The sequence below is a fragment of the Streptomyces sp. NPDC056580 genome (assembly GCF_042793175.1).
Classification (GTDB): Bacteria; Actinomycetota; Actinomycetes; order Streptomycetales; family Streptomycetaceae; genus Streptomyces.
Genome location: NZ_JBHTVE010000015.1, coordinates 93,869 through 109,872 on the forward strand (window position 1 = coordinate 93,869; position 16,004 = coordinate 109,872).

A 16,004-nucleotide genomic window follows, 5' to 3' on the forward strand; every position below is an offset into this window, starting at 1 on the left:
ACTTCCCGTCAACCGGGCACGCGACTACGCTCGAGCCCGTGCCCAAACCAGTCGTGGACCCGACCGTGTCACTCGATCTCCGTGTGGACCGCAGTTCCCCGGTGCCGCTGTACTTCCAGCTCTCCCAGCAGCTGGAGGCCGCCATCGAGCACGGCGGACTCACGCCCGGCAGCCTGCTGGGCAACGAGATCGAGCTGGCCGCCCGGCTGGGCCTGTCCCGGCCCACCGTCCGCCAGGCCATCCAGTCCCTCGTCGACAAGGGCCTGCTGGTCCGCCGCCGGGGCGTGGGCACCCAGGTCGTGCACAGCAAGGTCAAGCGCCCCCTGGAACTGAGCAGCCTCTACGACGACCTGGAGGCGGCCGGACAGCGTCCCGAGACCAAGGTCCTGGTCAACACCGTCGTCCCCGCCTCCATGGAGATCGCCGCCGCGCTCGCGGTGGCCGAGGGCAGCGACGTCCACCGCGTCGAACGGCTGCGCCTCGCGCACGGCGAACCGATGGCGTACCTGATCAACCACCTGCCGCCCGGCCTGCTCGACCTGGAGACCGGCCGGCTGGAGGCCACCGGCCTGTACCGGCTGATGCGCACCGCCGGGATCACCCTGCACAGCGCCCGCCAGTCCATCGGCGCCCGGGGCGCCACGGCAGGCGAGGCCGAGCGGCTGCGCGAGGCGGAGGGCGCCCCGCTGCTCACCATGCGGCGCACCACGTTCGACGACACCGGCCGCGCGGTGGAGTTCGGCGACCACGCCTACCGTCCCGGCCGCTACTCCTTCGAGTTCCAGCTGCTGGTGCGCCCCTGACCGCCCGGCCCACGGCACGTCGCAATGTCCGGACAAGGCGAGGGGCATTGCCTCCCCGGCGGTGTCACGGGTGTCCGCCGTGTTCGATACTGCAGTGTTCAGGGGCCGCCGAGCCGAGCGCGGCCCCTCGCGTACGCACGGACACGGCAAGAAGGGCACGGCCTCGTGGCACGGTTTCGGACCTGGGTAGGCATAGCGCTGGCAGGGGCGCTCACCGCGTCCCTCGCCGGGTGCAGCAGCACCGGCGGCAAACGGGCGGAGGACGCCCGCAAGGCCGCCGCGGCCCGGGGGCGGGCGGCGGTGAACACCCCCCGCTGGACCTTCGCGATGATCACCCACTCGGGAGACGGCGACACCTTCTGGGACATCGTGCAGAGCGGCGCCAAGCAGGCCGCGCTCAAGGACAACATCAACTTCCTGTACTCGCACGACGACGAGGCCCAGCAGCAGGCGCAGCTCGTGGACGCGGCGGTCGACAAGAAGGTCGACGCCATCATCGTCACCCTCGCCAAGCCCGACGCCCTCAAGGCCGCCGTCGCCCGCGCCGAGAAGGCCGGCATCCCGGTGATCACCGTGAACTCCGGCTCCGAGGAGTCCAAGGCCTTCGGCGCCCTCACCCACATCGGCCAGGACGAGACCGTCGCCGGCGAGGCCGTGGGCGACGAGCTGAACAAGCGCGGGAGGAAGAAGGCCCTGTGCGTCCTGCACGAGCAGGGCAACGTCGGCCACGAGCAGCGCTGCGACGGCGTGGCCAAGACCTTCCACGGCACCGTGCGCAAGCTGTACGTCAACGGCACCAACATGCCCGACGTGCAGTCCGCGATCGAGGCCAAGCTCCAGGCGGACGCCTCCGTCGACGCGGTCGTCACCCTCGGCGCCCCCTACGCCGACACCGCCGTGCAGGCGAAGAAGGGCGCGGGCAGCAAGGCGGAGATCGACACCTTCGACCTCAACGCCAAGGTCGCCGCCGAGCTGAAGGACGGCACCCTCGGCTTCGCCGTCGACCAGCAGCCCTACCTCCAGGGCTACCAGGCCGTGGACCTGCTGTGGCTGTACAAGTACAACGGCGACGTCCTCGGCGGCGGCCGGCCCGTGCTCACCGGCCCGCAGATCGTCACCAAGGACCAGGCCGCCGCGCTGGCCGAGTACACCGAGCGGGGCACCCGGTGAACGCCACCCTCGAACAGACGCCGGACGAGAGACTCCTGCAGGGCTCGCCGCTGCGCAAGCTGCTCGCCCGCCCGGAGCTCGGCTCGGTGGTGGGCGCGCTCGCCGTCTTCGTCTTCTTCGCCTTCGCCGCCGACGGCTTCCTGCGCGCCGCGAGCCTCAGCACGGTCCTCTACGCCTCCTCGACCATCGGCATCATGGCCGTCCCCGTGGCGCTGCTGATGATCGGCGGCGAGTTCGACCTGTCGGCCGGTGTCCTGGTGACGTCCTCGGCGCTCGTCTCGTCGATGTTCAGCTACCAGATGACGGCGAACACCTGGGTGGGCGTGGGCGTGTCCCTGCTGGTCACCCTGGCGATCGGCGCCTTCAACGGCTTCATGCTCACCCGCACGAAGCTGCCCAGCTTCATCATCACGCTCGGCACCTTCCTGATGCTGACCGGCATGAACCTCGGCTTCACCAAGCTGATCGACGACACGGTCTCCACCAAGACCATCGCCGACATGGAGGGCTTCCCGAGCGCCCACGCCGTCTTCGCCTCCACCCTCACCGTGGGCGGCGTCGACTTCAAGATCACCATCCTGTGGTGGCTGGGCCTGGTCGTCCTCGCCTCCTGGATCCTGCTGCGCACCCGCGCCGGCAACTGGATCTTCGCGGTCGGCGGCAACCAGGACGCGGCCCGCGCGGTCGGCGTCCCGGTCGCCAGGACGAAGATCGGCCTCTACATGGGCGTGGCGCTCGGCGCCTGGATCTCCGGCCAGCACCTGCTCTTCTCCTTCGACGCCGTCCAGTCCGGCGAGGGCGTCGGCAACGAGCTGATCTACATCATCGCGGCCGTCATCGGTGGCTGCCTCATCACCGGCGGCTACGGCAGCGCCGTCGGCTCGGCGGTCGGCGCGCTGCTGTTCGGCATGACCAGCAAGGGCATCGTCTTCGCCGAGTGGAACCCGGACTGGTTCAAGTTCTTCCTCGGAGCGATGCTGCTCCTCGCGACCCTGCTCAACGCCTGGGTCCGCAAGCGCGCGGAGGCCGACAAGTGACTTCTCTCGTCGAGCTGACCGACGTCAGCAAGCACTACGGCACGGTCCGCGCCCTGCAGGGCGTCTCCCTCGAGGTCCACCCCGGCGAGATCACCTGCGTCCTCGGCGACAACGGGGCCGGCAAGTCGACCCTGATCAAGATCGTCGCGGGTCTGCACCGGCACGACGGCGGCACCCTGCGCATCGAGGGCGAGGAGACCACCCTCTCCTCCCCGCGCGAGGCCCTTGACCGGGGCATCGCCACGGTCTACCAGGACCTCGCCGTCGTTCCCCTGATGCCGGTCTGGCGCAACTTCTTCCTGGGCTCCGAGCCCCGCACGGGCGTGGGCCCCTTCAAGCGCCTGGACATCGACCTCATGCGCCGCACCACCCGCGATGCCCTGCTGCGCATGGGCATCGACCTGCGCGACGTCGACCAGCCCATCGGCACCCTCTCCGGCGGCGAGCGCCAGTGCGTGGCGATCGCCCGCGCCGTCCACTTCGGCGCGAAGGTCCTGATCCTGGACGAGCCGACGGCGGCGCTGGGCGTGAAGCAGTCCGGCGTGGTGCTGAAGTACGTGGCCGCGGCACGCGACGAGGGCCTGGGCGTCGTGCTGATCACCCACAACCCGCACCACGCCTACCTGGTGGGCGACAGGTTCGTCCTGCTGCGGCGGGGCACCATGGTGGGCAATCACACAAAGGACGCGATCACCCTGGACGACCTGACGCGACAGATGGCCGGCGGCTCCGACCTGGACGCCCTCCGCCATGAACTGCGGCGTTCCTGAGGAGCGCGGGGCCCTGCCGGTCCGCGCCCCCGGGCGTGGACCGCACCCGCCCCGTCGGTGAGGCAGAATCGAGCAACGATGAGCACCTACCGCGACCTCACCGCCCCCATCGGCTCCCGCCGGGCCCCCGTGCTCCGCACGGTCGGGACAAGGGAACGCCGCTCGCACCTGACCGCGCCCCGCGTGCCCACGGTCGGCATCGACATCGGCGGCACCAAGGTCATGGCGGGTGTGGTGGACGCCGACGGCAACATCCTGGAGAAGCTCCGCGCGGAGACCCCGGACAAGTCCAAGAGCCCCAAGGTCGTCGAGGACACCATCGCCGAGCTGGTCCTGGACCTGTCCGACCGGCACGACGTGCACGCCGTCGGCATCGGCGCCGCCGGCTGGGTCGACGCCGACCGCAACCGCGTCCTGTTCGCGCCCCACCTGTCCTGGCGCAACGAGCCGCTGCGGGACCGCCTCGCCAGCCGCCTGTCCGTGCCGGTCCTGGTGGACAACGACGCCAACACCGCCGCCTGGGCGGAGTGGCGCTTCGGCGCCGGACGCGGCGAGGACCACCTGGTCATGATCACCCTCGGCACCGGCATCGGCGGCGCCATCCTGGAGGACGGCCAGGTCAAGCGCGGCAAGTACGGCGTCGCCGGTGAGTTCGGCCATATGCAGGTGGTGCCCGGCGGTCACCGGTGCCCGTGCGGCAACCGCGGCTGCTGGGAGCAGTACAGCTCCGGCAACGCGCTGGTCCGGGAGGCCAAGGAGCTGGCCGCCGCCGACTCCCCGGTGGCCTACGGGATCATCGAGCACGTCAAGGGCGCCGTCGACGACATCACCGGCCCGATGATCACCGAGCTGGCCCGCGAGGGCGACGCCATGTGCGTGGAGCTGCTGCAGGACATCGGCCAGTGGCTCGGCGTCGGCATCGCCAACCTGGCGGCGGCCCTCGACCCGTCCTGCTTCGTGATCGGCGGCGGCGTCAGCGCCGCCGACGACCTGCTCATCGGCCCTGCCCGGGACGCCTTCAAGCGCCACCTCACGGGCCGCGGCTACCGTCCCGAGGCCCGTATCACCCGCGCCCAGCTCGGCCCCGAGGCCGGCATGGTGGGCGCCGCCGACCTCGCCCGGCTGGTCGCCCGGCGCTTCCGACGGGCCAAGCGGCGCCGGGTGGAGCGCTACGAACGCTACGAGCGGTACGCGCAGGCCCGCAGCGACCAGGACACCGCATGACCACATCGCTGCCGCACCAGGCCGCGCCGCCGAAGGAGCCGCGCCGGGCCGCGGAGAACCCCCGGCACAGGGCGAAGCGCAGGGCGCTCACCCTGCTGATCATCGTGCTGCTCATCGGCGTCCCGGCGGGCTACCTGGTGATCTCCGCCAACCAGAGCCGCAACAGCGGCAGGGACAAGGAGGCCAAGTACTCGGCGACCGGGCTCACCCCGGGCTTCCCGTCCAAGGTGCAGCGCCGCCTCTACCAGGTGGCCGTACCGCACCCCGCCGACTACATCGCCTACTACGAGACCAACAACTGGAAGACCAGCCGGCTGTACATAGAGTTCCGCACCAACAGCGCGGGCCTGGACAGCTTCCTGGGCGCCATGGGCCTGCGCCGGGACGAGCTGAAGAAGGACGCCAAGCCGATCAGCGCCCGCGACCGCAAGGTCTCCGGCTGGGACTTCAGCGGGCCCGGCGCGTGGTGGGGACTGGCCCACCCGCAGAAGAACCCGGCGCCCACCCAGGACGTCGTCGTCAACATGGCCGACCCGAACTTCCCGATGGTGTACGTCGTCTCCCGCACCGTCCCGTAGCGGCGGCCCGGCCGGGCCGCCGGCCCGCCGCGGCCTTCCCGTCCGGCCGCCCGGCCCGGTTGTCAGACCCCGCCCGTAGAGTCGAGGACGGTCGACGGACGTCGGTCGGCACAGGATCCGGGCGGGAGGTGACAGGACACATGAGCGGTGGCACGGCCGCGGTCGCGGGACCCGCGGGAGGGCCCGGCCTGACCGGGAACCCGGTACCGGTGCGCCTCGCGTCCGTCTACCTGCCCGCGCCCCTCCCGCGCGAGGGCCGGATCGCCTTCTGGGACCCCGAGGGCGGCCCGCTGCCCGCCGGTGCCGGCACCGCAGCCCACGACGGGGCCGGCACGCCGGCCGTCGAGGAGCTGACCGTCGTACGGCGCCACGGACCGGGCGCCCGCCGCCGGCAGGTGCCCGCGCTGACCCTGCCCGTCGCCGAGGCCCTGCCCCTGCTGGTGCGGGCCAGGCACGACCCGGCGGCCCACCCGGCCACCGCCTGCTGGGGGGCCGCCGCGCTGCACGCCCTGCGCCTGGTCGCCCGTGGCCGCCTGCTGCCCGGCCTCACCCCGGGCGGGCACGACGCCTGGCGGGCCGGCCCGCTGGAACCCGACGACATCGCCCACCTGCGCGCGGTGGCCGCCGCCCTGCCGCCCGAGGGCCACGCCGTGCCGCTGCCGGAGCCCGGCCCGCTGCGGCTGCCCGAACCGGAGGCGCTGATCCGCTCCTTCCTCGACGCCGTGGCCGACACCCTGCCGCGCTCCCCGGCCGCCGCCCACACCGCGGGCCGGCCCTTCGCCGCCCGGGCCGCCCAGAGCCTGCCGGACGCCCACGACTGGGCGGCCGAGGTCGCCGCCGGCATGGACGCGGGCGTACGCGTCTCGCTGCGCCTGGACCTCTCCGCGTACGACGTCTTCGACGCCGGAGCCGCCGGGGGCGCCCGTGCCGCCGGAGCCGCGGTCGTCCAGGTGCACAGCCTCGCCGACCCCACCCTGATCACCGACGCGGCCGCCCTGTGGGCCGGTGAGGCGGACTCCGCCTTCGGCCCGCGCGCCCACGTGGACGCCGCCCTCGCCGTACGGCGCGCGGCCCGGGTGTGGCCGCCGCTGCACCGGCTCACCGAGCAGGACGTGCCCGACGTCCTGGCCCTGTCCGAGGACGAGCTGGGCGACCTGCTCGGCGTGGCCGCCGCCCGGCTGGGCGCCGCCGGGGTGGCCGTGCACTGGCCCCGGGACCTCGCCCGCGACCTCAGCGCGGCCGCCGTGGTGCGCCCGGCGCCCGGCTCGGCGACCGACGGCACCGGGTTCTTCGACAGCGCGGAGCTGCTGCGGTTCAGCTGGCAGCTCGCGCTCGGCGGGGAACCGCTCGGCGAGGCCGAGATGGACGCGCTCGCCGAGGCCCACCGGCCGGTCGTACGGCTGCGGGACCGATGGGTGCTGGTCGATCCGGCCCTGGTCCGCAAGGCCCGCAAACGCGAACTGGGCCTGCTCGACCCGGTCGACGCGCTGTCCGTCGCGCTCACCGGCACCGCCGAGGTCGACGGCGAGAGCGTCGAGGCCGTGCCCGCCGGCGCGCTGGCCGCCCTGCGCGACCGGCTCACCGCGGGACCGCTGCCGGCCGAACCGCCCGCCGGACTCGACGCCACCCTGCGCGACTACCAGCTCCGCGGCCTGGCCTGGCTCGACCTCATGACCTCCCTCGGGCTCGGCGGCTGCCTCGCCGACGACATGGGTCTCGGCAAGACGGTCACGCTCATCGCCCTGCACCTGAAACGGGCCCGCACCGAGCCCACCCTGGTGGTCTGCCCCGCGTCCCTGCTGGGCAACTGGCAGCGCGAGATCACCCGGTTCGCGCCCGGCGTCCCGGTCCGCCGCTTCCACGGCCCCGACCGCAGTCTGGACGGCCTGGCCGGCGGCTTCGTCCTCACCACGTACGGCACCATGCGCTCCACCGCGGAGCGGCTCGCCGAGCAGTCCTGGGGGATGGTCGTCGCCGACGAGGCGCAGCACGTCAAGAACCCGTACTCCGCGACCGCGAAGGCGCTGCGCACCATCCCGGCGCCCGCGCGTGTGGCCCTCACCGGAACCCCGGTGGAGAACAACCTCTCCGAACTGTGGGCCCTGCTCGACTGGACCACCCCCGGTCTGCTCGGCCCGCTGAAGTCCTTCCGCGCCCGGCACGCGCGCGCGGTGGAGAACGGCGAGGACCGGGAGGCCGTGGAGCGGCTGTCCCGGCTGGTCCGCCCCTTCCTGCTGCGCCGCAAGAAGTCCGACCCCGGCATCGTCCCCGAGCTGCCGCCCAAGACCGAGACCGACCACCCGGTCCCGCTCACCCGTGAACAGGCCGCGCTGTACGAGGCGGTGGTGCGCGAGTCGATGCTGGCCATCGAGACCGCGGAGGGCATCGGGCGGCGCGGCCTGGTGCTGAAGCTGCTGGGCGCGTTGAAGCAGATCTGCGACCATCCCGCGCTGTACCTGAAGGAGGAGGCCCGCGCCGACCGGCTGTCCGCCCGCTCCGGCAAACTCGCCCTGCTGGACGAGCTGCTGGACACCGTGCTCGCCGAGGACGGCTCGGTCCTCGTCTTCACCCAGTACGTCGGCATGGCCCGGCTCATCACCGCCCACCTGTCCGCCCGCGCGGTCCCCGTGGATCTGCTGCACGGCGGCACGCCGGTGCCGGAGCGCGAGCGCATGGTCGACCGCTTCCAGAGCGGCGAGACCCCGGTGCTGGTGCTGTCCCTGAAGGCGGCCGGCACGGGTCTGAACCTCACCCGCGCGGGCCACGTCGTCCACTTCGACCGCTGGTGGAACCCGGCCGTCGAGGAGCAGGCCACCGACCGCGCCTACCGCATCGGCCAGACGCAGCCCGTCCAGGTCCACCGCCTGGTCACCGAGGGCACGGTCGAGGACCGCATCGCCGAGATGCTCGCCTCCAAACGAGCCCTGGCCGACGCCGTCCTCGGCTCCGGCGAGTCCGCCCTGACGGAACTGACGGACCGCGAACTGTCCGACCTGGTCTCACTGCGGAGGACGTCATGACGACCGGGGAACAGCGCCCCGGCGACGCCGCCCGCGAGGCCCTGCGCGCGGCACGCCGGCGCACCGAGGCCGCCCGGACCGGGCCGGCCACCGAACCGGACGACCAGGCGCAGGGGTCCGACACCGGGACCGCCGGTGAGCCGCGCCCCGCCGACATCGCGAGGGCGGCCCTGCGGACCGCGACGACCGGCCCGTCCTCCGCCGAGACGGTCCCGTCCGCCGAGGGGCGGTCGTCCGCGGGTGGGTCCGGGCCGGTGCCGGGGGCTTCGTCCCAGGACGGTCGGTCGCCGGGGGGTGAGGCTCCGTCTGCCGGTGTCGTTCGGTCTGTCGGGGGGCGGGAGTCGGCTGGTGGGGTTCGGCCCGCTGGGGAGCGGTCCTCTGTCGGCTGGCCGCGTCCGGTGGAGGCGAGCCCGTCTGTCGAGGAGCGGTTGCCTGCGGGTGGGTCCGGGCCGGTGGGGGAGGCCTGGCCCGACGATGGTCGGTGGCCGGGTGGTGAGGCTCCGTCTGCCGGTGTCGTTCGGTCTGTCGAGGGGCGGTCGTCCGCGGGTGGGGCCGAGCCGGTGCCGGGGGCTTCGTCCCAGGATGATCGGTCGCCGGGTGGTGAGGCTCCGTCTGCCGGTGCCGTCCCGTCTGTCGAGAGGCCGTCGTCCGCCGGTGGGGCCGGGCCGGTGGGGGAGGCCTCGTCCGCCGAAGAGCGACCGTCCGCCGGTGGGCCCCCGCCGGCGGCGGGTCCGGCCGGCGGAGGGCGTCCCGGCGATGTCGCGCGGGAGGCGCTGCGCGCGGCTCGGCGGGAGGCGTCACGCGCCCGGGAGGCGGAAGCCGGGGCACGGCGTCCGGACCGCGCATCGGCGCGCCGGACCTCCGGGCCGTCCCGGGCGTCCGCCCATCAAGGGCAGCCCGACGATGGCCCCCGGGCGGCGCGTGCCCGAACCGTCCAGGACATGCGGCAGTTCCTGAACAGTGCCTTCCGCATGCCCTCCTGGACCGACGGCCCGGACACCCCGGAAGCCTCGATGCCCCCGGAGACCGCGGACAGCCCCGAGACCCCGGACACCTCCAAAACCCCGAAGGCCCCGAACGCCCCGGACACCTCCAAGACCCCGAAGGCCCCGAACACCCCGGACACCCCGAAGACCCTGAAGAGCCCGGAGACCACGCCCGAACCGGAGCGCTCAGGCGGCGCCCCGGCCCGACCGAACGCTCCCGCCACCGCGCCTCCGCAGGTGCCCGCCACCATGGCCACGCCGCACCGGGACTCCGAACTGCGGCGAACCTTCCCGCCGTTCCCGGCCCGCGGCGTCCGGACCGAGGACGCCGCGTTCGCCGGCACCTGGTGGGGCAACGCCTGGACCGACGCGCTGGAGCGGGGCGCGCTGGACGTCAAGCGGCTCGCCCGCGGCCGGGTTTACGCCGACGGGGGCAACGTGGACGCGATCACGGTGACCCCGGGCCTGGTGCTGGCGTACGTGCGGGGGAGCCGCCCGCGCCCGTACCGGGTGCAGGTGCGCCTGCGCACGCTGGAGGACGACGACTGGGAGCGGTTCCTGGACGCGGCCGCGGACCGGCCGGGACACATCGCGGCCCTGCTCGACAAGGAACTGCCCGAGTCCCTCGCCGACTGCGGTGTGCCCCTGCTGCCCGGCCCCGGCGACCTGGCGCCCCGCTGCAGCTGCCCCGACTCCGGGCACCCCTGCAAGCACGCGGCGGCCCTCTGCTACCAGACGGCACGCCTGCTCGACGCCGACCCCTTCGTGCTGCTCCTGCTGCGCGGCCGCGGCGAACGCGAGCTGCTGGACGCGCTGTCCCGCCGCAGCGCCGCCCGCGCGGCCCGCGCCGCCCAGGAAGGCGCCCCGCGCTCCCTGCCGGGCGTCCGCGCCGCCGACGCCCTCGCCCCGCGCCGGCTGCCGCCGCCGCCCCAGCCGCTGCCCGCGCCGCCGCACCCCGAGCAGCCCCCGGTGTACCCGGCGGCGCCCGGCGGCCCCGACCCGTTCGCGCTGGACCAGCTGGCCACCGACGCCGCCGCCCGCGCCCACGCCCTGCTCACCACCGGGCACGACCCGGTCGGCGGACTCACCCTCTGGCAGGACGCGGTGCGGCTCGCCGCCGCCCGCCCGGGCTCCGGCCTGACCGCCGCCACCCGCGCCCTGTACGCCACGCTCGCCGCCGCGGCCGGCCGCACCCCGGCCGACCTGGCCCGCGCCGTCGCCGCCTGGCGGCAGGGCGGCCCGGAGGGGCTGGCCGTCCTGGAGGACCCCTGGGACCCGCCGGCCGGCCGCTTCGACCGGGCCCGCCCGCTGCTGCTCGCCGCCGACCTCCCGGCGTTCCGCCCCTGGCGCAACCACCTCACCCACCCGCGCGGCCACGTCCAGCTCCGGCTGGGCCGCGACGGCCTGTGGTACGCCTACGAGTCGGAGCCGGGCCAGGACGACTGGTGGCCCCGGGGCACCCCCGACCCGGACCCGGTGGGAGCGCTGACCGGTCTGGGCACCCCGGACGACCTGTGAGCCGTGGCCCGGCATCCGGGGCACGGCTCACAGGGTGGCGGGCGCCGCGATCGGGCCGTCGTGAACGGCGGCTCCGGACTCGACGGGTGGGCGGCGTCGCGGTACCCCGCCGACCGCCGACGCCGCAAGCACCTGCCGACGGCGTCCACGGTCCTCGGCTGAAGCCCAGCAGGCGGCCGGCGCCGCAGGCGTGCGTGCCTCACTCGGGCGGCGTCAGGAGTTGCTCGGTCCAGATGGTCTTGCCGCCGGGGTGGTAGCGGCTGCCCCAGCGGTGGGTCAGCTGGGCGACCAGGAACAGGCCCCGGCCGCCCTCGTCGGACAGGCGGGCCCGGCGCAGGTACGGCTGGGACTGGCTGGGGTCGGTGACCTCGCAGATCAGGCGGTCGTGCCGGGTCAGCCGCAGCCCGACCGGGCCGCCGGCGTAGCGGACGGCGTTGGTGACCAGCTCGCTGACGATCATCTCGGTGGTGAAGGCCAGCTCGTCCAGGCCCCAGTGCGCCAGCTGCCCCGCGGCCAGGGAACGGGCGTGCGCCACCTGGGCGGGGTCGGCGGGCAGCTCCCAGAAGGCCGTGTCCCCGGGCGCGACCCGGCCGACGCGGGCCAGCAGCAGGGCGATGTCCTCCGGGCGCGGCTCGCGGCGCAGCCGGGCCTTGAGCAGCTCCGCGACCTCGAGCAGCGGCCGGGTGCCGCCCGCTGCGTCGCGGGCGGCGTCGCACAGGTCGCGCAGCTCCCGCTCGGTGTCCTGGCCGCGTCCGGTGAGCGGGCCGCTGTGGAAGGCGAGCACGTCGCCCGGCGACAGCCGCAGCTCCAGCGGTTCGAAGGGCTCGGTGCCCCCGCCCAGCGCCGGGCCCGGCCGAAGCTTGACCACGTCCCCGGCGTCCCCGGCCCCCCGCACCAGGACCGGCGCCGGATGGCCTGCGCTGGCGAGCCGGCACCGGCCCGAGACCGGATCGTGGACGGCGTACAGGCAGGTCGCGCCGTGCAGCGCACTGGGGGCCGAGGCGTTCTCGCGGTGCTCGTCCTCGCCGATGCGGGTCACCAGGTCGTCCAGATGACCGAGCAGTTCCTCCGGCGGCGGATCGAGGTCGGCCAGGGTCTGCACCGCCGAGCGCAGCCGCCCCATCGTCCCCGCGGCCGCCACGCCGTGTCCCGCCACCCTGCCCACCACGAAGGCGACCCGGGCGCCGGAAAGCCGGATCACGTCGTACCAGCTCCCGCCCGTACCGGCGGCGGTGCTCGCGGGCGCGTACGCCCCCGCCGTCTCCGCCGTGCCCAGCCGGGTCACCGGCGGCGGCAGCAGGCTGAGCTGCAGCGACTCCACGGTCCGCCGCTCCCGGGTGTAGCGCCGGGCGTTGTCGAGGCCGAGCGCGAGCCGGGAGCCGATCTCCTCGACCAGCGAGCCGTCGGCCGGCCCGAACGGCTCGCGGTCCCCGCACCGCCACAGCGCGACCGCGCCCAGCACGGCCCCGCGTGCCTGCAGCGGGAAGACGAGCAGGGAGGTGGCGCCGTCCGGCAGCATGAGCCGGGTCTGCCGGGGATCGTTCCGCGCCGCCTGACGCACCGGCGCCAGATCCGCGATCACACCGGCCGCGCCGAGACGCGCGTGTTCGGCCTGGACCCGGTCGAGCGTGACCGGCTCGCCGAGACCGTAGACGTCCTCGGGCCAGGTCCCCGAGGCGGCGGCCACCGCGACCCGGCGCAGCGATGTCCCGTGCTCGAAGTGCCCGGGCTCCCGGCCGGCGAGCACGTCCTCGGTGAGGTCCACGGCTCCGTAGTCTGCGAAGACGGGTACCAGCAGCTCCACGACCTCCCTGGCGTTCTCCGTCACGTCCAGGGAGCCGCCGATGCGCACCGCCGCCCCGTGCAGCAGGTCCAGCCGCTGCTGCGCGCGCGGGTCGGCAGCGGCGAGACCGTCGCCGGACAGCGCAACCCGCATCCCCCACGCGTCCTCGCGTGCCGACTCCTCCGCGGGCAGCAGCCGGACCAGGAAGCGCGCCCCGCCGTCCCCGGTGAGCGACGCCACCTGCGCGTCGACGTCCAGCCGACCGCCGCCGGGGCGGCGCAGCGTCACCCGGGCGCAGGCGTCCCGGCCGGCCGCGGCGGCCCCGGCCAGACGGTCCCACACCGCGGGATCCGTCACGAGCGAGGGCAGGTGGAGCACGCTCGGGGCCGTGTCCGCGCCGCCCAGCAGCTCCAGTGCCTGCGGTGTGCACGCCTGTACCGTGCCGGCGCCGTCCAGCACCAGCTCCCAGGTGGTCCCGCCGGCCGCCGGCCGGTCACTTCTTCGGATCGTGACCCCAGTTCATGAGCGAGTAGCGCCATCTGGTGTCGGTGATGTCGCCGTCGGGGCGCTGCGCGACGTGGCGCCTGACGTAGCCGACCACCTTGCGCATGTGGGCGAGGTCTTCCTCGCCGAGATCCGCCTTCCTGGTGCGCAGCAGGGTGACGATGCGCCGCCCGGACTCGTGTCCGACGCTCTCGCCGCCGTCGCTCTGCCCCGCGCTCTTCGACTCGTCGGTCTCCAGCCACTTCTCGAGTTCGCCGGCCGTCATGTTGACGGCGTCGCCGAACGCGTGCCGGACGTCGTCGTCCTCGCTGCCGCTCTTCTGTGCGGACATCAACGATGGTCACCCCTCACGTCACCTGGTTGTCTCACTCGCCCAGGTTCGTCCAGGTCACCGGTGCGCGCATCCTCAGACCCCGGCGCCCTCCACCCCGTCGGCCTCGCGCGCGCCGGGTACGGGCGCGACGCCGTCGGGCGGCAGGACACCGGGCCACCAGGCCCGCGGGCCGATGTCGAGCACCAGGGCCGGGACCAGCAGCGAGCGGACCACCAGGGTGTCCAGCAGCACGCCGAAGGCCACGATGAAGGCGATCTGCACCAGGAAGGCCAGCGGGATCACCGTCAGCGCGGCGAACGTCGCGGCCAGCACCACGCCGGCCGAGGTGATCACCCCTCCGGTCGTGGTCAGGCCGCGCAGCACACCCTGCCGGTTGCCGTGCACGAGTGCCTCCTCCCGCACCCGGGACATCAGGAAGATGTTGTAGTCGACGCCCAGCGCCACCAGGAACACGAACCCGTACAGCGGCACCGACGCGTCCGCCCCGCCGAACCCGAGGACGTGCTTGAACACGAGCGAGGAAACGCCGAGCGTGGCCAGGAAGTTGAGCGCCACCGTCGCCACCAGCAGCACCGGCACGAGCAGGGAGCGCAGCAGCAGCACGAGGATCAGCAGGATGATCCCCAGGACGACCGGCACGATGACGGTGCGGTCCCGGGCGGAGGTCTGCTGGGTGTCGTACTGCTGGGCCGTGTAGCCGCCGACCAGCGCGTCGGCCCCGGGCACCGCGTGCACCCGGGCGCGCAGCCGCTCGATCGTCCGCTTGGCGGCGTCGCCGTCCGCCGCGGCCTCCAGGGTGGCGTCGATGCGGACCCGCCCGTCCACGACCTTCGGCGCCCCGCCGCCGGGCCGCCCGGACGCCGAGACGGCGGCGGCCGACGCCACGCCCTCGGTGCCCTTCGCCGCGGCGGTCACCTGAGCGGCCCGGCCGGCGTCGGCGATGATGACGGCCGGGTTGCCGGAGCCGCCGGGGAAGTGCTCGCCGAGCGTCTTCTGGGCGGCGACCGACGGGGCGTCGTTCACGAAGATCTCGTCGAGCGGCACACCCTTCGCGGACAGCGAGGGGGCGAAGGCCGCGAGCACGGCCAGGCCGATCGCCGTCACCGTCCAGACCGCGCGCGGACGGGCGCCCACCTTGCCGGCGACGCGGTGCCACACGCCGTGCCCCTCCACGGAGGCGTCCGACTCCCGCGGCCGGGACGGCCAGTAGGCGGTGCGGCCCAGCAGCGCCAGCACGGCCGGCAGGAAGGTGAGAGCGCAGAGCACGGCGCAGACGATGCCGATGGCGCCGACCGGCCCGAGCGCGCGGTTGTTGGTGAGGTCGCCGGCGAGCAGCGCCAGCAGCGCGAGGGCCACGGTGGCGGCGCTGGCGGTGATCGCGCCGAACGACCTGCGCACCGCCGCCAGCGCGGCCGCGGCACGGTCCTGGCCCGTCGCCAGTTCCTCGCGGAACCGCGCGGCCAGCAGCAGCGCGTAGTCGGTGGCGGCGCCGATCACGAGGATGGAGAGGATGCCCTGCACCTGCCCGTCCACCCGGACCACGTCGTGGTCGGCCAGCGGGTAGACGACCGCGCAGGCCAGTCCGAGGGCGAACACCGCCCCGAGGATGATCACGAAGGGCAGCAGGACGCTCCGGTAGACCAGGAGCAGGATCAGCAGCACGGCGCCCAGCGCCACGCCCAGCAGCAGCCCGTCGATACCGGCGAACGCGTCCCCCAGGTCGGCCTGGCTCGCCGCCGGGCCTGCGATCTCCGCGGTCGTGCCCGGCACGCTTCCCGCGGCCCGGCGCACGGCGTCCAGCACTTCGGGCAGCCGGTCGCCCAGGTCCGGCCGCAGCTGGACGACGGCCTGCAGCGCCTTGCCGTCCGCGGAGGGCAGGGCGGGTGAGGGCGCGCCGACGATCCCGGCCCGCCCGGCGAGGGCGCCGACGGCCCGGGTGGCGGTGGTGCGCCGGTCGTCCGGGACGGGCTTGCCGTCCGCCGTCCAGACGACGATCGCGGGCAGCGTCTCCGCCTCGTCGAACGCCTCGCGGGCCTTGAGCACCTTGGTCGACTCCGCGCTCTGCGGGAGGAAGGCGGACTGGTCGTTGGTGGCGACCTCGCCCAGCTTCCCGGCGTAGGGCCCGAGCGTTCCGCCCACGCCGAGCCAGACGAACAGCAGCACGAGCGGCACGAGCCAACGGGTCCGGCCGGGTGTCGCCCTCATGCGTCTCCTCGAAGATCTCCGTGCGCCGAATAACTCAGTCATTAAGTATCTCAATGATTGAGTAACCATATA

The 16,004-nt window shown here is 74.5% G+C and carries 11 protein-coding genes; 8 read left to right on the forward strand and 3 right to left on the reverse strand.

Annotation, left to right across the window (positions count from 1 at the left end; genetic code table 11):
* Window positions 1-65: 65 nt before the first annotated feature.
* The 8 genes from ACFQ9Z_RS30130 (at window position 66) to ACFQ9Z_RS30165 (ending at window position 11,106) form a co-directional block, all read left to right on the forward strand.
* Window positions 66-803 carry a GntR family transcriptional regulator gene (locus ACFQ9Z_RS30130; RefSeq protein ID WP_383026468.1) on the forward strand — a complete coding sequence of 246 codons (738 nt, stop codon included), beginning with the start codon at window positions 66-68 and terminating at the stop codon, window positions 801-803.
* Between the two features lie 165 nt (window positions 804-968).
* A complete protein-coding gene (locus ACFQ9Z_RS30135) occupies window positions 969-1,973 on the forward strand; it encodes a sugar ABC transporter substrate-binding protein (protein ID WP_383025990.1) in 1,005 nt (334 codons plus the stop codon).
* On the forward strand, window positions 1,970-3,010 hold the full coding sequence (locus tag ACFQ9Z_RS30140; RefSeq protein WP_383025993.1) for an ABC transporter permease: 1,041 nt from the start codon (window positions 1,970-1,972) through the stop codon (window positions 3,008-3,010). Before ACFQ9Z_RS30135 ends, ACFQ9Z_RS30140 begins: the two co-directional genes overlap by 4 nt.
* Window positions 2,977-3,780, forward strand: a complete 804-nt coding sequence (locus ACFQ9Z_RS30145; protein ID WP_383026472.1) for an ATP-binding cassette domain-containing protein — start codon at window positions 2,977-2,979, stop codon at window positions 3,778-3,780. Before ACFQ9Z_RS30140 ends, ACFQ9Z_RS30145 begins: the two co-directional genes overlap by 34 nt.
* A gap of 78 nt (window positions 3,781-3,858) precedes the next feature.
* On the forward strand, window positions 3,859-5,004 hold the full coding sequence (locus ACFQ9Z_RS30150; protein WP_383025997.1) for an ROK family glucokinase: 1,146 nt from the start codon (window positions 3,859-3,861) through the stop codon (window positions 5,002-5,004).
* Window positions 5,001-5,582 carry a sugar kinase gene (locus ACFQ9Z_RS30155; protein WP_383026000.1) on the forward strand — a complete coding sequence of 194 codons (582 nt, stop codon included), beginning with the start codon at window positions 5,001-5,003 and terminating at the stop codon, window positions 5,580-5,582. Before ACFQ9Z_RS30150 ends, ACFQ9Z_RS30155 begins: the two co-directional genes overlap by 4 nt.
* Window positions 5,583-5,722: 140 nt before the next feature.
* Window positions 5,723-8,602 (forward strand): SNF2-related protein, encoded by a 2,880-nt coding sequence (locus ACFQ9Z_RS30160; RefSeq protein WP_383026003.1) that lies wholly within the window; start codon window positions 5,723-5,725, stop codon window positions 8,600-8,602.
* Between the two features lie 941 nt (window positions 8,603-9,543).
* A complete protein-coding gene (locus tag ACFQ9Z_RS30165) occupies window positions 9,544-11,106 on the forward strand; it encodes an SWIM zinc finger family protein (RefSeq protein ID WP_383026008.1) in 1,563 nt (520 codons plus the stop codon).
* A 199-nt stretch (window positions 11,107-11,305) separates the two neighbouring features.
* Here ACFQ9Z_RS30165 and ACFQ9Z_RS30170 read toward each other — a convergent pair whose 3' ends face one another.
* The 3 genes from ACFQ9Z_RS30170 to ACFQ9Z_RS30180 all read right to left on the reverse strand — a co-directional run bounded on the left by ACFQ9Z_RS30170 (window position 11,306) and on the right by ACFQ9Z_RS30180 (window position 15,932).
* Window positions 11,306-13,348 carry a SpoIIE family protein phosphatase gene (locus ACFQ9Z_RS30170; RefSeq protein WP_383026012.1) on the reverse strand — a complete coding sequence of 681 codons (2,043 nt, stop codon included), beginning with the start codon at window positions 13,346-13,348 and terminating at the stop codon, window positions 11,306-11,308.
* 34 nt (window positions 13,349-13,382) lie between these two features.
* On the reverse strand, window positions 13,383-13,724 hold the full coding sequence (locus ACFQ9Z_RS30175) for a DUF3140 domain-containing protein (RefSeq protein ID WP_383026015.1): 342 nt from the start codon (window positions 13,722-13,724) through the stop codon (window positions 13,383-13,385).
* Between the two features lie 75 nt (window positions 13,725-13,799).
* Window positions 13,800-15,932: an MMPL family transporter gene (locus ACFQ9Z_RS30180; RefSeq protein WP_383026019.1), complete on the reverse strand. Its 2,133-nt coding sequence runs from the start codon at window positions 15,930-15,932 to the stop codon at window positions 13,800-13,802.
* Window positions 15,933-16,004 lie beyond the last annotated feature (72 nt).